At 59.9% G+C, this 21,580-nt stretch carries 9 protein-coding genes; 8 read left to right on the forward strand and 1 reads right to left on the reverse strand.

Annotation, left to right across the window (positions count from 1 at the left end; all coding sequences use genetic code 11):
* Positions 1 to 35: 35 nt before the first annotated feature.
* The 8 genes from Q5Z11_RS06580 to Q5Z11_RS06615 all read left to right on the forward strand — a co-directional run bounded on the left by Q5Z11_RS06580 (position 36) and on the right by Q5Z11_RS06615 (position 19,407).
* A complete protein-coding gene (locus Q5Z11_RS06580; protein ID WP_303749238.1) occupies positions 36 to 13,094 on the forward strand; it encodes a hemagglutinin repeat-containing protein in 13,059 nt (4,352 codons plus the stop codon).
* Positions 13,091 to 13,495, forward strand: coding sequence for a hypothetical protein (locus Q5Z11_RS06585; RefSeq protein ID WP_303749239.1), 405 nt, complete (start codon positions 13,091 to 13,093; stop codon positions 13,493 to 13,495). Before Q5Z11_RS06580 ends, Q5Z11_RS06585 begins: the two co-directional genes overlap by 4 nt.
* 200 nt (positions 13,496 to 13,695) lie before the next feature.
* Positions 13,696 to 13,950: a hypothetical protein gene (locus tag Q5Z11_RS06590; protein ID WP_303749240.1), complete on the forward strand. Its 255-nt coding sequence runs from the start codon at positions 13,696 to 13,698 to the stop codon at positions 13,948 to 13,950.
* 356 nt (positions 13,951 to 14,306) lie between these two features.
* On the forward strand, positions 14,307 to 14,705 hold the full coding sequence (locus Q5Z11_RS06595) for a hypothetical protein (protein ID WP_303749241.1): 399 nt from the start codon (positions 14,307 to 14,309) through the stop codon (positions 14,703 to 14,705).
* Positions 14,706 to 14,986: 281 nt separating this feature from the next.
* Complete coding sequence (locus Q5Z11_RS06600; RefSeq protein WP_303749242.1) at positions 14,987 to 15,583, forward strand: hypothetical protein; 597 nt, start codon at positions 14,987 to 14,989, stop codon at positions 15,581 to 15,583.
* A 235-nt stretch (positions 15,584 to 15,818) separates the two neighbouring features.
* Positions 15,819 to 16,079: a hypothetical protein gene (locus Q5Z11_RS06605; RefSeq protein WP_303749243.1), complete on the forward strand. Its 261-nt coding sequence runs from the start codon at positions 15,819 to 15,821 to the stop codon at positions 16,077 to 16,079.
* A gap of 175 nt (positions 16,080 to 16,254) precedes the next feature.
* Entirely contained in the window at positions 16,255 to 17,232 is a 978-nt protein-coding gene (locus Q5Z11_RS06610) for a hypothetical protein (protein ID WP_303749244.1), read from the forward strand.
* 216 nt (positions 17,233 to 17,448) lie between these two features.
* Positions 17,449 to 19,407, forward strand: coding sequence for an alpha/beta hydrolase family protein (locus Q5Z11_RS06615; RefSeq protein ID WP_405051655.1), 1,959 nt, complete (start codon positions 17,449 to 17,451; stop codon positions 19,405 to 19,407).
* 405 nt (positions 19,408 to 19,812) lie between these two features.
* Here Q5Z11_RS06615 and Q5Z11_RS06620 read toward each other — a convergent pair whose 3' ends face one another.
* On the reverse strand, positions 19,813 to 21,576 hold the full coding sequence (locus tag Q5Z11_RS06620; RefSeq protein WP_303749245.1) for a peptide MFS transporter: 1,764 nt from the start codon (positions 21,574 to 21,576) through the stop codon (positions 19,813 to 19,815).
* Between the last annotated feature and the right edge of the window lie 4 nt (positions 21,577 to 21,580).

Below are 21,580 nucleotides of genomic sequence, written 5' to 3' on the forward strand. Positions count from 1 at the left end.
TGTCACACATCCAAGGATAGAAAGGAAGCAATGCCATGAATCGTATTTACCGTCTGGTCTATAACCGTACTCTCGGCGTGTGGCAGGTAGCGTCGGAACTGGTGAAGGCGGCGCGCGGCGGCCGTAGCAGCAGCGCTGGTCTGTCGATGGCGGCATTGCATCCGGTGAGCTTTGGTTTGTGGCTGGCGTTGGGCTGGGTTGGCCTGGCACAGCCAGTCACCGCGCAACAGGCGCCCGGCGCACAGGCTGGTCGCATCATTGCCGACCCCAGCGCGCCCGAGCGGCAGCGCCCGACGGTGGTGACATCGGCCAACGGCACGCCGCAGGTGAATATCACCACGCCCAGCGCGGGCGGTGTATCGCGTAACACCTATAGCCAGTTCGACGTCGGCAGCGAAGGCGCCATCCTCAACAACTCGCGCGGCAATGTGCAGACCCAGCTTGGTGGCTGGGTGCAGGGCAATCCGTGGCTGGGCAAGGGCACGGCGCGGGTTATCCTCAACGAGGTCAACAGCGCCAACCCCAGCCAGCTGCACGGCTACGTGGAAGTCGCCGGTGACCGCGCGCAGGTGGTGATCGCCAACCCGTCCGGTATTTCGGTGGACGGCGGCGGCTTCCTCAATGCCAGTCGGGTCACTTTGACCACCGGTACGGCCATCGTCAATGGCGGTGTGCTGGACGGTTACCGCGTAGATGGCGGAGCGGTACGCATCAGCGGCGCTGGCCTGGATGCCAGCGAGGCCGACTACACCGACATCATCAGTCGCTCGCTGGAAGTGAATGCCAACATCTGGGCCAAGCAACTGCAGGCCAGCCTCGGCAGCAACGTGGTCAGTGCCGATCACAGCCAGGTCAGCGCACAGGAAACAAATGGCAGCGCACCGATGTTCGCACTGGACGTAGGCGCACTCGGCGGCATGTACGCCAACAAGATCTGGCTGGTTGGCAACGAGCACGGCGTGGGCATGCGCAATGCCGGCAAGATCGGTGCGCAGGCCGGTGAGCTGGTAGTTACCGCCGAAGGCCTGCTGGAAAACAGTGGCACGCTGCACTCGCAGGACAACGCACGCATCTCCTCGCAAGCTGGCATCGCCAACAGCGGCACCATCAGCGCTGCCAATGAAGCCAAGCTCAGCACTGCTGCACAACTGGACAACAGCGGCGGCATCATCAATGCCCGTCGGGTGGAGGCCAACGCGCAGTCGCTGCGCAACCATGGCGGCAGCATCGAGCAGACCGGATCGCAGTCATTGCTGATTGCAGCGGGCGGTCTCAGCAACCGCGCTGACGGGCAGATCGGCAGCGTTGAAGTTGCCGGCGCAGGTAACGGCAATGGCAATGGCAGCGGTACAGGTGGTGGAAACACCGGCGGCGAGAACGGCGCCGGTAACGGTAACGGTGGCACAGAGGGCGGCACCGGTAGCGGTACGGGCAATGGCAATGGCGCCACGCCACTTGCTGCGGGTGCACTGAACATCGCCCAGTCGTTGGACAACGACGCGGGACAGATCAACGCACTTGGCTCGCTGCAGCTGGCAGTAAGCTCCGGCCTGGACAACAGCGGCGGCAAGCTGGGTGTTGATGGCCTGCAGGTCAACGGTGGTGACCTGCTCAACGTGGCCGGCACCTTGCGGGTACAGGGCAAGGCGACGGTAGATGTGACCACCATCGACAACGCAAAGGGCACGTGGAGCGTATCGGGTACGTTTGCCCTGAACGCGCTTTCCCTGCTCAACCAAGGCGGCAGCATCGAGCAGGCCGCCAAGCAGGCGGCGACCTGGACGGTGCGCGGCTTGGTGGACAATAGCGCGGGTACTTTCCACAGCAACGCGCAGTCGCTGACGCTGGTCTTCGGTGATTTGATCAACCGCGACGGCACCTTCAGCCACGCAGGCAGCCAAGGCCTGACTCTGCACACGGGGGCGCTTGATGGCCAGGCCGGTGTCATCACCACTGCGGGTGCATTGAGCCTGAGCGCCACGAACGTAGACCATCGCGACGCAGTGCTGCAGGCACAGCAGTTGAGTGTTGATGCGACGAACTTCAACAACCGCGGCGGCACGGTCGTGGCGACCGGCCAGCAGGGCAACCGCATCACCGTGCAGGGCACGCTGGACAACAGCAGTGCTGGCACCATTGCCAGCAATGGCGATCTGTCCCTGAAGGCAGCCACGCTCGGCAATGCAGGTGGCACCGTGCAGAACGCCGGCACCGGCACGCTCGATATCGATGCCGACAGGCTGGACGGTCAGGGCGGCACTTTGTTGAGTAATGGCACGTTGAATATTTCCGGTCGGGACACCGATCTGAGCAAGGGCAGCACGTCCGCGCAACGCATCAGCATCACCAGCCAGAATCTGAGTACGGCCGGTGGGCAGCTCTCGGCCACCGGCAATGAAGCCCTGCGCTTGAACGTTGGCAACCGTCTGGACAACAACGGTGGCAGCATCGGCAGCAATGGCGCCATCAATCTCGTTGCCGGCAGTCTGTTGAACCAGCAAGGCAAGCTCATTGCCGTGGGCAATGCAGAAACCACCTTGCAGATCAGCGGCACGCTGGACAACAACGGTGGCGCTATTTCCAGCAACGGCAATCTGCATGTGCAGGCCGGGCAGGTGAGCAACATCGACGGTACGCTGTTGGCCGCGGAGGACACCGACCTTCTGCTGCAGGTGGACGGCGAGCTGGGCAACAGCGGCGGCGGCCGCATCGCAGCCGGCGGCGAGCTGACCCTGCAGGCCGACGTGCTCGACAACAAGGGCGGTGCGATTGAGCACGCGGGTAACGGCCTGCTCGATATCGCCGTCAATACGCTGCACGGCGCTGGCGGCAAGATCATCGGCAATGGCGATCTTGCACTGCAGGGCGAAACCCTGGATCTGCAGGGCGCCACCACGCAGGCCAAGCGCCTGCAGGTGCAGGCCGGTAGCCTGAGCACTGCCGGCGGTAGCTTGGTGTCCACCGGCAAGGACGTCCTGCAACTGCAGGTACGCGACATGCTGAACAACGATAGCGGAACCATCGCCGCCAACGGTGCGCTGGCACTCGCTGCTGGAACGGTATCCAACCGCGGCGGTACGATCAGCGCGGCGGGTACGGACGGCAGTTCCGTACAGGTGGATGCAGCGCTGGATAACAGCGGCGGCACCATCGCCAGCAACGCGGATACATTGACGCTGGGTTCGGGCGTCCTGGTCAACGAGGACGGCACCATCAGCCATGCCGGCGCAGATGCGTTGGTTCTGCAAACGGGCCAGCTTGATGGTCAGCGCGGCACGATTGCCAGTGCAGGTGGGTTGACGCTGACTGCTGCGAAGGTTGATCACCGCGACGCCACGCTCAGTGCCACTCAGCTCACGGTAGATGCGCGGAGCTTCGACAACCGCGGTGGCACTTTGGTCGCAACCGGGCAGCATGCCAGCACCATTACCGTGCAGGATGCGCTGGACAACGGCGACGCTGGCACCATCGCCAGCAATGGCGATCTGTCATTGAAAGCGGCAACCCTGGGTAATGCCGGCGGCACCGTACAACATGCCGGTAGCGGCACACTCAGCATCGATGCCAATACCTTGAATGGCCAAGGTGGCACCTTGCTCGGTAACGGTAGCCTGAATATCACGGGCCAGCATACCGACCTGAGCAAGGGCACCACTTCGGCCCAGCGCATCAGCATCACCACCACGGACCTGAGCAACGCCGCAGGCCAGCTCGCTGCTACCGGAACCGATGCACTGCATCTGCAGGTGGGCAACCGCCTGGACAACAGCGGCGGCAGCATTGGCAGCAATGGTGCTGTCGAGCTGAGCGCTAGTCAGTTCATCAACAACCAAGGCAAGCTGGTTGCCGCCGGCGACGGCGCCAGTACGCTGAAGGTCGGCCAGCTGCTCGACAACACCGGCGGTGTGCTGTCCAGTAACGGTGACCTGAGCGTAAACGCTGGCCAATTGAACAACGCTGGTGGCACGGTATTGACCGCAGATGAAGCCAGCCTGCAGCTGACAGTAGACGGGCTTCTGGATAACAGCAGCGGCGGCCGTGTTGCAGCCGGTGGCGACCTGAGCGTGGCAGCAGACGTCCTCGATAACCGGACCGGTACGATCGAGCACGCTGGAGAAGGCACGCTGGATATTGCTGTAAACGCGTTGCATGGCGCAGGCGGCAAGATCATCGGCAACGGCGACCTCAAGCTGCAAGGTGAAACGCTGGATCTGCAGGGCGCAACCACCCAGGCCAAGCGCCTGCAGGTGACCGCTGGCAGCCTGACAACGGCTGACGGCGTGCTGGTCTCGACCGGCGGTGATGCGCTGCAGCTGAAGGTTCGGGATCTCCTCAACAATGATCGCGGCACGATTGCCGCAAACGGCGCCTTGGCGCTTGAAGCCGGCCACCTGTCCAATCGCGGCGGAACACTCAGTGCGGCTGGCAGCGGCGATAGTGTTCTGCAGGTAGATGGTGAGCTGGACAATAGTGACGGCACCATCGCCAGCAACGCGGAATCGTTGACGCTGACATCGGGCAGCCTGGTCAATGAAGAAGGCACCGTCAGCCACGCTGGCGAAGGTGCTTTGGTCCTGCAGACCGGTAAGCTCGACGGCCAGCGCGGCACCATCACCAGCGCAGGGGCGTTGCAGTTGACCGCAGGCCAGGTGGATCACCGCGATGCCACGCTCAATGCCAAGCAGCTGACTGTAAATGCTGCGGGCTTCGACAATCGCGGCGGTACCGTGCTCGGCACGGGCCAGCAACTCAACAGCATCACGGTGCAAGGCACGCTGGACAACGGCAATGGCGGCACCATCGCCAGCAACGGTGATTTGTCGTTGAAGGCTGCCACGTTCGGTAATGCCGGCGGTACGGTACAGCATGCTGGCACCGGCACGTTGAGCATCGACGCCACTACCCTGAATGGTCAAGGCGGCACGTTGCTGGGCAACGGGGCGCTGAGCATCACCGGCCAGCACACCGACCTGGGCAATGGCACCACGTCGGCACAGCGCATCTCCATCACCACCACGGATTTGAACAATGCCGGTGGCCAATTGTCGGCGACCGGTAGCGAGGCGCTGCGGCTGCAGGTTGCCAACCGTCTGGACAACAGCGGTGGCAGCATCGGCAGCAACGGCAGCTTCGATGTGAGCGCAGCTGCCTTCATCAACAACAAGGGCAATCTGCAGGCCGCCGGTTCCGCCAGCAATCGGCTGGATGTAGCGGGCGCGCTGGATAACCGTGGTGGCAATATCCTTGCCGCCGGCGACACCCGCATCGATGCCGGTAGCGTCGACAACCGTGGTGGAACCCTGCATGCAGCGGGCGATTCGCAGTTGGTCCTCGCTGTTGATGGCCTGCTCGACAACAGCGACAAGGGAACGGTCTCCAGCGGCGGCGACGCCAGCATCAATGCAGATACGCTGAACAACGCAGGTGGCAGCATTGCGACCGGCGATGCGTTGACCGTGACCACTGGCAACGCAATCGACAATACCGCGGGTCTGATACAAGGCGGTAGCTCGCTGCAACTGGCCAGCAATGGCCTGCTCAATAGTGGCGGCACCTTGCTGGGTAATAGCGTCAGCATCGATACCCGCGGCCATGCGCTAGATAATCGCGACGGCACGCTTGCCAGCCTGGCCGGAGCATTGGACATACGCAGTGGCGCACTGGATAACAGCGCGGGTCTGATCCAATCAGCAGCGGCGCTGAGCATCGATACTGCTGGCCAGCAACTGAGCAATCTCAATTCTGGCAGCGCGGGTGGCATCGTCAGCGCGGGAACGCTTGATATCAGCAGCGGCAGTCTCGACAATCGCGCCGGTGTCGTGTTCGCGCAGGGTGAAGCGCAAGTGCATGCTGGTGCCGTCGACAACACCAGCGGTGGCTCGCTGGTGAGCGCAGGCGGCCTGCTTGTTCAAGCGCAGGAGCTTGCGAACAGCGGTGGCGAGGTTAAGTCCGGTGCCGATGCGACCATCAATCTACAGGGCGCGTTGGACAACAACGCGGGCTTGATAGCATCCAGTGGCAGCTTGCAGGTAACTGCAGCAACGGTGGACAACCGCAATACCGCCAGTACCCCAACCTTGGGGCTACAGGCCAGGAATCTGCAGCTCACTGCACATAGCCTTGACAACCGCCAAGGCCAATTGATCGCTGACAACGACGCTCGCCTGCAGCTGACCGGGCAGTTGAACAACAGCGGTGGCCAGGTGTCCACGGGCAATAACCTTGAGATGCGTGCCGATGCTGTCCTAAACACCGGCGGCACGCTGGTGTCGGGTGGCAATCTGCAGCTGGATGCCCGTCACCTGTCCGGCGACGGCAAGGTGTGGTCGCAGGGCGACGCTACCTTGAACCTCGTGGAAGGCTTCACCAACACCGATGAAGTGGCGGCCAACGGCAAGTTGACCCTCAATACCCAAGGCGCGCTCGATAACCAGGGCAAGCTGCAGGGTGGCGGCGTGGAAGTGCATGCCAGCAGCATCAACAATGCCGCCAACGCTGAGATCAGCAGTGCGGGCATTACCCATCTGGTTGCCGACGGTGCATTGGTGAACCGCGGGCTGCTGGATGGCGTGGTCAACCATCTGCAGGCAGGGCAGCTGGACAACGTGGGCAGCGGACGCATCTACGGCGACCATGTCGCTATCGAAGCAGGCAGCTTGAACAACCGCGCCGAGGTGCTCAATGGCATCACCGCTGCGGCCACTATCGCCGCTCGCGAGCGTCTGGATCTCGGCGTGCAGGGCGTCCTCAGTAACAGCGGGCAAAGCCTGATCTTCAGTGACGGTAATGCGGCGATCGGCGGCGCCCTGGATGCCAACCGGCTTGCTACCGGCGCTGCGCAGAAGATCGACAATCTGGGCTCCACCATCGAGGTGTCCGGCAACCTGGATATCGCTGCGCTGGCTGTGAACAACATCCGCGAGAACGTGATTGTCACCCAGGAGTCCAGCTCCAGCACCGCGCAGTTGAATCAGCCGAGCTGGTGGAACAATGGCAGTAACAACACCAACAACATCCGCAATTCGTCCAATTACCAGGCACATGAAATCTACTACCTGAGCCCGGATGACATTCTGGAGGACACGCCCCACATCACCCCGGACGGGTATGTGGTGCACAAGGCGGTGATCAAGGTAAATGCGCGGACGACAGCCTATTTCTTCGGCAGTGGCGCGCTTTACGGTGCCAAGGGCGAGCGTTCGCGCATTGACCTTGCAGACGGCACCATGACCATTTATTACACCGGTCGCCAGGACAACCAAAGCAATCCGGATCAGGTGAGCAACGGTGCGGATGATCCGTTTGCCGAACTCACCGTATTGGGGCCAGGGGCGCCGGCCTTCAGCTATGTCAGCGACAACCTGACCTACAGCAACGCCTATGGCACCTGTACCACCAACTGCGTGCAGCTGACTGCATGGCACGCCTACACCGACCCGGATAGCATACTTATCTACCCCAACCGCTATTCAAGCCAGAACCTCAGCGGCAACGAGCGTTACCGGTTGGCAACGCATAGCATCGTGCAGGATGTAGTGCAGTCTGCCGGCCCCGACGCCATCATCCATGCCGGTGGCAATATGCGCATCGACACCGATGCGCTGACCAACAAGTACGCGCGCATAGCTGCCGGTGGAAACCTGGCCATTGTTGGTTTGAACAAGGCCGAGTCCAGCGTGGAGAACATCGCGTTGGAGTTGTACCGCACGCATTCGTTCAAGAATGTATCGGTTACCTTCGGTGGCGCCCGCCACAACTGGACCAATCCGGACATCTCCGAGAAGACCGGTCAGCTGGGTGGCCAGATCACCGCTGGCGGCACTTTGACGGTGGATGTGGGAGACCTGAGCAACCTCAATGACGGTCGCAACCCGCCAAACGTGCAGGACGGGCTCGAGTTCGGCAGTGTCAACACTGGCGGGCCAGCCGGTGGCAACCTCGGCCCGGGGGCCGGCCAGGTGCAGGGGCCGGGCGCAAGCAACGGACAGAGTGCGGGTGTAGCGGTCGGCAACGGCCCGAAGACGGTGGCGGACAGCGGTGATGGCGGCGGCGTCGGCACTGGCCGTCTGCAGGACGTGCTCGGTAAGATCGCTGCAAAGGTCGCTTCTGACGCGCCTGATGCCGCCCAGCAGGGCGGGCAGGGGGGCGCCAACATTGGCGGCGGCGCCTCGGCGGTGACCGGTGCAACTGCCGTAAAAGCCAATGGCGATGACCCGGCGCTGATTCTTGCCGGCACGTTGGACAACACGGCACCCAGCGCCAGTCTGTTCAAGGTTGACGCCAATCGTGGCCAGCACCTGGTGGAAACCGATCCGCGCTTTGCCGATTACCGCAACTGGCTGAGCTCGGACTACCTGCTGACGCAGATGGGCTTTGACCCGGTCCACATGCAGAAGCGCCTGGGCGATGGCTTCTACGAACAGAAATTGGTGCGTGAGCAGATCGGCGAGCTGACCGGTCGTCGCTTCCTCGACGGTTACGCCAGTGACGAGGACCAGTACCGGGCCCTGCTGGAAGCCGGTGCCACCGTCGCCAGTAAGTGGGGCTTGCGTCCGGGCATTGCCCTGACCGCCGAGCAGATGGCGCAGCTGACCAGCGACATCGTCTGGCTGGTTGAGCAGACCATCACCCTGGCCGATGGCTCCACCACCACCGCGCTGGTGCCGCAGGTGTTCCTGCGCGTGCAGCCCGGCGATCTGAACGACAACGGCGCACTGCTGGCCGGTGCCAACGTCGACCTCAAGCTGCGTGGCGACTTCGTCAACCAGGGCGACGTGGCAGGGCGCAAGCTGGTGTCCATCGACGCAGGTAACATCCGCAACCTCGCTGGCGCCAACATCAATGGCGAGCAGGTGGGGCTGCAGGCCCGGCAGGACATCGACATCATTGGCAGCAAGGTTACTGCCACCGATGCGCTCAGCGTAAAGGCCGGCGGCAACGTTACCGTGGCCAGCACCACGCGCAGTTGGGAGAACGGCGGCTCGCATGCACAGAGCAGCACCAGCATCGACCGCGTGGCAGGTCTGTACGTCACCAGTCCAAGCGGTATCGGCGCGCTTAAGGTCAATGCCGGCGGCGACGTCACCCTGACCGGCGCACAGGTAATCAATGCCGGCGTGAGTGGAGCCACCGTGCTCGCCGCCGGTGGCAACCTCAATCTGGAAACCATCGCCCAGAAGCAAAGCCTCGACCTCACCACCGACAGTCGCAACTATGTGCGCAACAGCCAGACCACCCATGTCGGCAGCACCGTGAGCGGTGCCGGCAATGTGGTGCTGCAGGCAGGCAACGACGTCAATCTTGCTGCAGCCAACGTCAACGCGGGCAACGCAATCGCCATGCAGGCCGGGCGCGATATCAACAGCAGTGTCGCTGTGGATGTGAGCACGGTCGATACGAGCTATGCAGGCAAGAAGGCTTCGGGCGCAGTATCGGCCAGCGACGAAACCGTGCGCGGCACACAGATCACCGCAGGCGGTGATATCGCGCTGCAAGCTGGTCGAGACGTCACCTTGCAGGCCACCAGCGTCGCCAGCGACGAAGGCGGTATCGGTGTTTCTGCAGGCCGCGACGTCAACCTGACGGCGGCGCAGGAACAGCACGACCTGACCATCGACGAACAACGCAAGAAGAAGGGCTTCCTCAAGAGCAAGACCACGACCACGCATGATGAGTGGCATGACAGCATCGCCGTCACCAGCACGCTGAGCGGCGAGACCGTTACCGTGGCGGCGGGACGTGACCTGACCTCGCAAGGGGCGCAGATTGCCGGTACGGGAGATGTGCTGTTGGCCGCTGGGCGCGATGTGGTTCTCGATGTAGCTCAGAACTCGCACACGGAAGTGCACGACAAGACCGTCACCAAGTCCGGCTTGTTCTCCGGTGGTGGGGTGGGCTTCACCATCGGCAAGCAGCGGACGGACACTACGGCCGACATCGAAGAGAAGACACGCACGGGTAGCCTGATCGGCAGCACGGATGGTCGTGTGGATATTGCCGCTGGTCGCGATGTAACGATCACCGGCAGCGATGTGTTGAGCCGGGACGGCATTGGCATCATCGGCCAGAACGTGACCATCCAGGCGGCCGAAGACAGCACCAGCGTCACCGAAACCCAGAAGTTCAAGCAGACCGGCATCAACGTCAGCTTGAAGGGCGGTGCGGTGGATACTGCTCTTGCTGTGAAGAACAGCGTCGAGCGTGCCAGCGAGGCCAAGGACGACCGGCTCAGCGCACTGCATGCCGCAAAGGCGGGCCAGACGTTGTTCTCCAGCGGTGGTGCTGGTTTGAGTAGCTTGAAGGGCATGGGCGATCAGATCGGCCAAGCGAAGGCGGACGTAGCAAACGAGAAGCAGACCGCGGGTGGCCTCAGCCTTCGTGTCGGCATCGGTGCAAGCAAGAGCTCCAGCTCCACGGAGTACACCGCAACCACATCTTCCGGCAGCCGCATCGCCAGCGAGGGAGACGTGGTCATTCAAGCCACTGGCGATGGTCAAGGCAATGGCGGCGATTTGAAGATCATCGGTAGCAAGGTCGAAGGCGACAACGTTGCCCTCGCCGCCGCCAATGACCTGATTCTCAAATCGCAGCAGGAAACCCGTCAGCAGATAGAGCGCAACAAGTCATCCAGTGGCGAGATTGGTATCACCATCGGCTCGGAGGCGGGTTTCGGCGTGTATGTGGCCGCGTCCGCAGCCAAGGGCAAGGGGGACGGCAGCGGCACCACCCATGCCGAAACCACCATCGACGCGGCCAACACGCTGACCATGATCAGTGGGCGTGACATGACCTTGGAAGGCGCGCAGGCAAAGGGCAATACGGTCATCGCCAATGTTGGCCGTGATCTGACGATGATCAGCCAACAGGACAGCAACGACTACAAGCGCAAGGATGTCTCCGCAGGCATAGATGTGGCCGTGGGCACCGGCGGTGCCTCGGTCAGTGCCAACTACAACCAGAGCAAGATTGACAGCACCTACACCAGCGTCAAGGAACAGACCGGCATCCAGGCCGGCGAGGGTGGCTTTGATATCAACGTCGGCGGTCATACGCAGCTGACCGGCGCTGCGATTGCCAGCACCGCTGATCCATCACGCAATCACCTGAGCACCGGCAGCCTGTCGGTGGAAGACCTGAAGAATGAGGCAGCGTACAAGGCCAGCAGCGTAGGCATCAGTGTGAGTGGCAGCACTTCGGGTGGCATGAATGCGCCGGCGCCGAGCGTTGGGATTCCGCAAAGCGAAAAGGCCAGCAGCGTGACGCGTGGCGACATCGCCGCGGGTACGGTGGAGGTTCGCAATGGTGATACCACGGCACTGGATGGGCTGAGCCGTGACACAAACGCCCTGCAGCAGGATGGGCTGAAGGAGATATTTGACCAGCAGAAGGTGCAGGAACGGCTGGAGATGGGGCAGGTTGCGGGTGAGGTTGGCTTTACTGCCGCCAATGATCTGATTAGTTGGCGGCAGGACGTTGCAGCAGAAGAGCTGCGTGCGGCTCGCGCGGAGGCTGGTGCCGCAGCAGAGTCCAATGATCCCGAGGCGATATCCGCTGCAAAGCAACGTCTGCAGATCGCACAGGCCGAGTACGGGAAGTGGGATGAAGGCGGTGCGATGAAGCGAGGTACGCAGGTAGCCACCGGTATGTTGGTCGCCGTTGTGGGCGGCGGCGATATCGGGGCAGCTGCAATGGGCGTCATGGCGAATGAGGTACTGCTGGGTAAGGTCAGCTCGTTCCTCAATCAGAAGGGTATCGACTCAGGTACTGCGGGTCATGACCTGGCCATTGCGCTCACTGGGGTTGCAGGCAGTACGGTGGGGGGAGCGATCATCGGTGACGCTATGTCCGGCGTATCCGCTGGTACAACGGCGCATAACTACGGTTACTACGGCTATCGTGATGGAGGCATCAAGGCCGAGCGAGAATTGAACGGCATTCTTGACGAGTTCGCGGCAGCCAATCCGGATGTATCAGCAGAGGATCTCGATGGGCTGAAGGCTACATTGATGGGTACGTTGAAGCTGGGGGCGACCACGGGCGATCTATTGGCAATCGCGTCCACGCCCGGGTATCTAGCCGAGATGACCGTTGCCTCCGCAGTGCAGGCATTGGCCATTGCCCGCTTTGGAATAGATTTTGATGCACTGGATGAGCAGCAGCGTAGGAGCGTTGCCGAGGATTTCATGCGCTTCGGTCAAGTTGGAGTCATGGAGAATCTGTCGCATGACGGCAACTCTGCTCCCATTGAACAGGTGGACCAGGAGCCTGCGGGTAGAGAGCCTGACTGGCAGACGAAGGTTGGAACGGCATTCTCTGATTTGATTGTCAGTGGCCAACGAGGTACCGAAAAGGCCGTCAATTGGTTGGGCGAGGACAACGCTACTGCGGCGGCGATGGCCGTGATGGTTGCATTGGGCGGGCCAGTGAAAACCGGTTTGGGTATGGCATTCAGTGCGTCACCGGCAGGTCAAGCTATTGAGGGCGTCAAAGAGCAAGTCAAGGATTGGCTGACGCCTATCAACGGAACTTACTTGTTTGGCGCGAACACTGCAGCGGCGCAGAATACTGTTCTCCCGGCTAGCGGTGCTGTAGCGGGAACTACGGTTGAGTTGGGTTCCAGTTTACTTGGGGCCAGCATGGCTGCGAGCATCAAAGGAATTATTGGAATTTCTAAGGGGTTTGGGTCAAAAGTTGACGCGGCTGATAGCGCGCGCAATGAGCCTAGGGATGTTCTGGGTGGACCTCACTCTGAAACCACTAGGCCTTCCGGTGATGGATTGGACTCCCACCACTGTCCGGCCAAGGCTTGCTATGCAGATGCACCGTTGAGTAGCGAGAAGGGGCCTGCAATTAAGATGGATCCTGCAGATCACCGTAGAACCACGAGCTATGGCTCTGGAGACGACGCAATTGCATACAGGGCCGCGCAACGGAAGCTGTTGGAGCAAGGGCGTCTGAGGGAGGCTATCCAAATGGATATTGATGATATTAGAATGAAATTCGGGGGTAAGTATAATGACGGTATAAAGCAGATGCTTGAGTATGCCGAAACGTTGGATTCGAAGGATTTTATTCCAAAGGCTGGTGGTAAATGAATGTTTTTTTTCGTGATGAGAACGCCAGTGGACCTGTTAATGATGGGATGAGTCGTTCCGAAGTAAGGCGGATTCTTGGAGGTTTTCAAGAGTTCTTGAAATCTAAATCATCCGGGGTCGTCGATGATTTCTCCGACACCGTGGCGCATGTTTACTACGATGAACGGGATCTTATAAAAGGGGTTGAGGTTTTTCGTGGTGGGAAGGTGGCTCTCTGTGGGGTTAATCCTTTTGACTCCACTGCTGAGGTTTTTTTTAAAATAATTCGCAATAAGGGGATGGAGGTCATTGAGTTCGCTCCTGCGGTTTTTGTTATAAGTGAATTGAGGGCGAGGCTGTACGTTCCGGATATTTTGGAAGATGGTAACGCTGAGATTGACTCTGTCTATCTGGAATTTTAGTGGTGTGAGTTATTTTTCGGGGCGGGGTGGGGGCGATTCTGCGCCGCGAGCTGCATATGGATCGAAGAGCAATGGTAGATTTTGTCCGAGAATGGGCTGACGGGACGCTGGGAAGTTCCCACCCAGGCTCAGGCAAATAGAGCAAAGAAGATGATGGACGAACTAGGCATTACGAATATCGAGATAAGGGTGGTGGAGTGATGAGTTCGATTGACAAAGTTTTTGCTAATACCATTGCGGACTTGTGCGTTTTTTTGGAGTTTTCTGAAGAAAAAATTATCAACCCGGACGCTGCAATGCAGGCCATGGAGCAGATGTCAGCGAGCCTTCAGGAGCTTGATGAGGACGACCGTTTATGTTTGCTTCGAAACTTTCGATCCATCAGTGGGGACTATGGTGCGGGAACTGAGGAGTTTGTCGGGAGTCTAGGCGAGGCCCTTGGATTGGCCGAGTAGAGTTATGACATTAAGCGACAGTCTCGAGAAAGCGCATTCCTTACCGCGAAGTAGTAACGGGAAAACTAGGGCTGGTTGAACTACCTTTAATTCTAGGATAGGGGTAGTCTGAGGACACTCCTATCAGGAGCAAGAGCAGGTTGATAGTGAATCTGCCCGTTGGCATGTTTAATTTGCATCTGGTGATCCTTTAGATTCTTGTGTGCGCTGCTGGCATTTCATTAGGCCGTTCGCTTTAATGGGTAAGGAGGTTGCGGCGTGTCGTATAGCAAGCAGAAGCTCAGAGCGCTGGCGGGGCTTTGTTGTTGCGCGATGCGGTCAGGCGGCGTCATTACTGAACCAGCAATGAGTCGTCCATGACAGTGTTGAGGCCCTTGTTTTTGTACAGGGAGCGAGGTTACTCGCAATTAGATGAGTCGTTACCAAGCATTCATGACAATATGTACTTCTTGTCTGAGGAGCTTGCTGATGGAATTTTGAATTATATGAAGAGAGGGGTTGTTATCTTGGAGTTTGTTAGCCCCGTGCCCGATCCTTTAGGGGGTGGTGATATGGTTAGGAATGTCATACTTTCAGATGGTATTTATGCTTGGGATGGGATAATCATGAATTGGATTGATAGATGTAGGGTTAAGCTGCCCGGGGAGTTTGTGCGGCATTATGAGGCAGTAAAAGATCGTGATCTTCCGGTATCGGAGCAGGATGCTGAGCGCCTGTTTGACGAGTTTCGATCCGCTCCCAGGGTCTATGTTTAGTTGTTGGTGGGCGCTTCGACTATTAACGCGTTGGAACGTAGTCTGCGCTTCGGATTCGGGTGTGCCGGTGAATGTTCTAGATTCGCGCTGTTTAGAACGAAGTTCGGGGATGGGTTGAGATCGGGTCACTCTTTATCGGATTTTTGATGGAGGTATTCGTAGTTCTGGAGGTGCTTTATTCCTCTGGCCTCTGATTGCTGGGTTAATTGGAATTGCTGGGATATTCTGTAGTCGATGTTTTTGGAGAGTGAGGTCTTGGTGTGTCAACAAGGACGTTATTGATGTTCTACATAAAGGTGATTTTGCGGATATTCGTTGGGCTTGGCTGCTGTATCTCGCTATCCGGCTGCGTCATCAAGGAGATAGTGAGGAGTGAACTGTCGTCCTACGACGAACCTAAGCAGGAGGGGGTGGCCCACCTCAGAGTCTCAGGCTCGCGCAACGTCAAGGTGTATCCGAACAGTGTCTGCGTAAGTCCTGATGTGCCGGGTAGCGGCTATCCTGCGGGTCCTCAAATGGGCGGGCAGCGCAAGCGTGATCTGCGCATGCCCAAGACGCCGGATACCCCCAAGCACTTCGTCGAGATGGCGGTACGCCCAGGGCAACCTATCACGGCGGGATTCACGTTTTACTTTGAATCCCAGCGTCCGGCAGCTGGGCGTCCAGGCTCAGTGGAGCGCGCCTCGGCTGGTTGCTACCAAGCGCGAAGCTTTGTTCCGGAGCCCAGTCAGAACTACGAAATGCGTGCAAACTGGACGGGTCACGGCTGCAGCGTTGAAGTGACACAACTGTTTACACAAAGCGACGGTTCCGTGGCTCGCCGGTCTGTGCCCAGTGAGGCTGCAGGTTCGTGTTCTGCTGCGACGAAATACGATTGAATCGCGCCTATGAGCAGATTGCGGGCGGAGACAAATGACGATTGAAAGCGATAGCTCGCGATTCTCCCCGTTGGTAGGCTGTTTGGGATACGCATTGCTCCCATACAGACCACTGGATAAGTTTGTCTTAAGTTTATTGGGAGAGGATGGGCCAGGTGGCGGAGATCCTGGCTGGTGGATAGTCTGGATTGGGGACGAAGTCGATGCAGTAGAGCCGGCTGCGTGGAAACGTTACATGCAGTCCAGTCGTGACTCTTTCGGTTGTTTTGAGGCATGGCTTGATGATGAGCCCGGTGTTTCTGGTCATTCCTGCGGTTATTACTCAAGGGAAGAGGTCTTCGCATGTGTCCGGGAACAGTTGGCTAGTTTCGAATCGTACTGGCCTGAACTGGCGGACGAAGCTAGGGCGCTTTCGGCGCGATTCGTTTGGCCACAAAAAGCCGTCAAAGCTTCGCGCTCGCGTTGGTCATTGATGCGATCTATTCGCGGTATTTGATGAGAGCTCCACGAATTTGATGTGCGCGTGGATGCATCGCTTAGTCGCTCGATTCTCGTTAGTGCCGGAAGAGCAACAAGATCCACTCTCCGGCTGCGTGGATATGTTCAAAGAATGCATGCGCTGTCCTCTGCCTGTCATAATCCAACCAAACTAAGGTCTCACGGAAGACACCATGCACGTTTCTGATCTCGTAAGTCTGATTGGCGCCAAAGGTAGTGATCCGCAGCTCGTGGATTGGTTCGAGCAGCACGGAATCGGCAAGCCGCCGGTGTCCGTTACGGCAAATCAGGGCACCAAGAGCATCAAGGACAAGCGCCATGAGATGGAGCACTACTTCGGGTTCGACATCATCAACGACCGCTTCTATCCGCCGGTAGTCGGCCCTCGCGGTGGCTTGCTCTGCCACCTGCAATCTGTGTTGCTGTTCTCACGCAAGCCAAAGGGCAACGTCACGTTGCCGACTGGGTTCTGGGACGGTTTCGTGGGGCCGGATGCCGGCTTTGACGAGTGCATGACGTTCTTCGATGGGAACGTGGACACGTATACCGATACGCAGCTGTTTCAGAAGCCGCTTGGTGACGATGTGGAGCTCAAGCTCTGGTTCTGCCCCAGAAAGCAGCGGGTGGAGACAATCCAGGTGAGCATCGTGCAGGATCGCCAGTTCATGGGGCACCACGAGTTTGATCAGCCCAATGCGCATAACACGGTGAAACCCGCGGCCACGCTCGTGGTCAAGTGGCTGTTCGACGGGCGCCATCTGCGGTTGTCTGACGAGATCTACGCCAATGGGCTGGCTGATGATCATGCCGGGATTCTGGAGTTCGTTCGCCAGCATCTGAATGGTCATGTATGGGCATCGCAACTCAATGACGATCAGGTGCTGCGGCAGGTACTGAGTCACACCCAGACCAGCAGGCCGCTGAAACTTTCGAATGGAGAGCCGCTGGAGCTGTTTGCGCAGACGCTATACCTGCGAGCCGCGGGTGCATGGGATGCGTATCAGGCGATCTACAACGATGATTCCCTGGACGACTGGGCTGGCTCTGTTGACCGCTTTCGGGAATCGGTGGTGCTGGATGCGGGACAGCGACAGGACTTCGTCGGCATGCTGCATGATGCTTATCGTCTGGTTGCAGCTGATAAGGCATAAAGCACTAAGGACTGGGTTTGAGCAAGGCTGGATTCTGCTACGGCAGGCCTCCGCTGTTGGCAGGGGAAACCCGGCTTTTGGCCGCAGGCTCTTTCAGCAGAGGAGTCGGTAGTCCTTGATTATCTTTTGAGCGGCAGCCCGCATTTCCTGTATGGAAAAATCCAAAGGCAGGGGGCTAGAATCGCCCAACGCGGGCCGGACGCCCGTTTGGGGCTGATGCAGATGATGAAGCTGGCGATGGCTTTGCTGCTGTGTTTGTGTTCGACGACCGGTTGGGCTGCTGTGGATCTGGGGCAGTTCATACGCAAGGATGAGTTCAACGATATCAAGCTGTCGCCCTCGGGTAAGTACTACGCAGCGACGGTACCGCTTGAAGACAAGACAGCGCTCGTCATTTTTACCCGCGAAGGCAATAAACAATCCGGCATGTTCGTGCCGATGCGCAATGGGCATGTGAGCAGTTTCGACTGGGTGAACGACGAACGCGTATTGATCGGCATCGCCGAGAAGTTCGGGCTGCTGGATGAGCCGCGACCGACGGGCGAGCTGTATGCGATCAACGCCGATGGCGGGCAGGCCGACCTTCTGGTCGGTTACAGGGTGCAGGGAAACGGGGTGGGCACTCGCATACAGCCGAAGAAGGTGGAAAGCGTAGCGGCTTTCCTGGTTGATCCTTTGCCTGCAGAAGACCGCAACGTGGTGATCTCGACCTGGCCAATGGGAACGCAGGAGCCGTTCACTCGTGCAGAGATTCTGGATGTAAATACCGGTCGCCGCACTGTGTCGGCGACGGTGCCGGTCCGTCGTGCGGCGTTTGCGACCGATAACGCGGGCGCGGTGCGGCTGGCACTGGGAGCCGGCCTGGACAACCTCAGCAAGCTCTACTATCGCGACGCCGCTGGCGGCGAATGGCGCTTGATCAATGACCAGAAGGTGAGCGGCCGCATTGAGGAAGCCTTGGGCTTTTCGGAAGACAATTCGCTTGCCTACCTGCTGGTGCGTGGCGATGGGGCGGGGCCGGACAGCGTCGTGGCGTGGAATACCATCAGCAATGAACGCCGCACGGTGTTGCGTGACGATACGGTTGATCCGCGGACCATCATCTTTCGTCGCGCTACAAACATTCCTGTAGGTGCACTGCTGATGGACGGGCGACACCGGAGTGTATTCTTCGATGACTCGGTGCCTGAAGCGCGCTTGCAACGCAGTCTCGAGGCGGCATTCCCAGGCCAGTCGGTGCGGGTGACATCAAGCAGCAAAGATGGCCTGCTGTTGATGGTGCGCGTGTGGTCAGGCAGCAATCCCGGTGACTTCTACCTCTACGATCCAGCTGCCAAGAAGCTGGATTTCGTTGTAGCCAGTGGCAGCTGGATCGATCCGGATGCTGCCGCCGTTGTCGAGCCTTTCAGCTTCAATGCACGCGATGGTTTGAAGATTCATGGCTATCTGACAAAGCCGCGTGGTGCGACTGGTGCGCGGCCAATGGTGTTGATGCCGCATGGCGGTCCTTACACCGTATTCGATGAGTGGCACTACGACCGCGATGCGCAGATGTTGGCTGCTGCCGGCTACACAGTGATGCAGGTGAACTACCGGGGATCGGGCAATTATGGTTGGGCCTTCAGTCGTGCGGGTGCACAGCAGTGGGGTGGGACCATGCAGGACGACCTGACCGACGCTACCCGCTGGGCAATACGTGAAGGGCAGGCCGATGCGGCGAAAATCTGCATCTACGGCGCCAGTTATGGTGCCTACGCGGCGCTGATGGGCGCGGCAAAGGAGCCCGCGCTATACCGTTGTGCCGCGGGCTATGTGGGTGTCTACGATCTACCGATGATGCTGCGCGCAGATGTGCGCACCGCGCGCAGTCTTGGCAATTCGTCGAAGGATTGGGTAGGTGAAGATCAGGCTGCACTAGCGGCTGTGTCGCCGAACCGTTTTGCTGACCGTATCAAGGTGCCGGTGTTTCTAGCTGCCGGTGGCGAGGATGAGATCGCGCCGATCGAGCACACGCGGATGATGGAAGCTGCGTTGAAGAAGGCCGGCGTGCCGGTTGAGTCTTTGTACTTCAACACCGAAGGCCATGGTTTCTATACCGAGCCGCATCAGCGTGAGTATTACGGCAGGTTGCTGGGTTTCCTGTCGCAGCATCTGGGGGGAGAGAGGGCGAAGTAGTTGCCTGTTCGGATTGCGGGCGTTGGCCTTGGTCTCTTTTTGTGGGAGCGGTGTAAACCGCGAAGCTGATGCTGTGTCAGGTTGCATGTATTGCTGTTAGGCAAGCGATGCGAGCTTCGCGGCTTACGCCGCTCCCACAAGCTTATCTTCAGCACGTGCGTGGCCGGTTGTAGGAGCGGCGTCAGCCGCGAAGCTGATGCTGCATCAGGTTGCGGATGCTGATGTCAGGCAAGCGATGCGAGCTTCGCGGCTTATGCCGCTCCCACAAGCTTATCGTCGGCACGTGCGTGGCCGGTTGTAGGAGCGGCGTCAGCCGCGAAGCTGATGTTGCGTCAGGTCGCGGATGTTGCCGGCGTGCAAGCGATGCTAGCTTCGCGGCTTACGCCGCTCCTACAGAAGCGGGGGTTAGCGCACGCCGTGCATCATCCGCTTCAGCAAGGGCGAGGCTAACAGGGCGACCAGCGCACAGCCCAGGCCTATCCACATCAGCAGCCAGAACAGGTGTTCATAGCGGCCCGCAGCCTCGGCGATGTTCATCACTTCGCCCTCGGGCACGTCGATGGCGGCCAGCTTGCCGAACAGTGCTGCCAGTGTCTCGGAGAATGCCGTGGCCAGGAACCAGGTGCCCATCATCAGGCTGACCACGCGCGGTGCCGCCAGCTGGGTGACGGCCGATAAGCCGACCGGCGACAGGCACATTTCACCGATCTCCAGGATCAGGTAGGCCAGCACCAGCCACCACACGCTGGCCATCTGCCCGCTTGCGCCAACCTGCTGTGCCGCCAAGGCCAAGGGCACGAAGGACAGCGCGCCGAACACCAGGCCGAACGAGGACTTCAACGGCTTGGACGGATCCAGCCGACGCTTGTCCAGCCATGCCCACAGTGCAGCAAACAAAGGCGCAAGCAGCACCAGGAACAGCGCACCCAGATAGGTCAACGACCCGGCGCTCTGCGGCAGCACCAGGCAGTCGCGGATCAGCATCACCAGCATCGCAACAACGATGACGCCGAACAGCAGGCGTGGTGCATTTGATGCCGGATTGCGATCAGACAGGCGTGCTGCGACCACGAAGCCCAGTGGCGCCAGCAGCAACGAGACGATGGACCACGGCAGCGGCGTGCCTTCACGTATCACCAATGACGGCACCAGGTCCTTGGTCAGCAGGCGGTCGGTGAAAGTGACCCACGAACCATAGGTCTGCTCGTACAAGGTGAAGAACACCAGTGCCATGAAGATCAGCACCATCAGCGCGATCATCTGCTGGCGCTGTTCCGGTGTGCATTGCGTGCCGGTGAACCAGGCAAACCACAGCAGCACGCCGCCGAGCACAACGATCATGAGCATCAGCGCGAGGCTGATTTCGCCACCCAGTGCGAAGGCACCGTTGGCGGCAGCCCACATCAGCGCCGCAACCGGAATGATGCCGACGATGGCAACGCCGTAGATCAGCCATTCGCGCGGCACGCCGAACACGCGCTCGCGCAGTGTCGCCGGCTGAGCCGGCTCGGCGTGACCATGCAGGTACTTCTGCCCCCACAGGAACATCGCCAGCCCGACCAGCATGCCGATACCGGCCGCGCCGAAACCGTACTTCCAGCCATAGGCTTCACCGAGGAAGCCGCAGACCAGCGAAGCGAACAGGGCGCCGAGGTTGATGCCGGCGTAGAACAGCGAGAAGCCCGAGTCGCGCCGCGGGTCGTTTTCCGGGTAGAGCTTGCCGACGATGGTGGAGATGTTGGGCTTGAGGAAGCCCACGCCCATGATGATCAGCGCCAGCGACAGGTAGGTGATCGACAACGCGGCTTCGTCGCGTACCACTTCGCCTGCTACCCGGTGCGCTTCGTGGCCTTCGAAGGCCATGCCGATGTGGCCCAGCACCAGCAGGATGCCGCCGAACACCACCGCCTTGCGCATGCCCAGCCAGCGGTCGGCCAGCAGCCCGCCAAACACGGGGATGCAGTAGACCAGGCCACCGTAGGCACCGAGCAGGTCGAGCCCGGCCTTGTCGCCGAACAGGTGGTACTTGGTGAGGTAAAGCAGCAGCAGCGCCTTCATGCCGTAGAAGGAGAAGCGCTCCCACATTTCGGTGAAGAAGCAGACGTAGACGCCCTTGGGGTGGCCGAGGAAGTCGTCGGAGCGGGGGCGGCTCAATGCAGTTGCGGTCATCGGT

The organism is Stenotrophomonas sp. 610A2 (genome assembly GCF_030549615.1).
In the GTDB taxonomy this organism is placed as follows: Bacteria; Pseudomonadota; Gammaproteobacteria; order Xanthomonadales; family Xanthomonadaceae; genus Stenotrophomonas; species Stenotrophomonas pigmentata.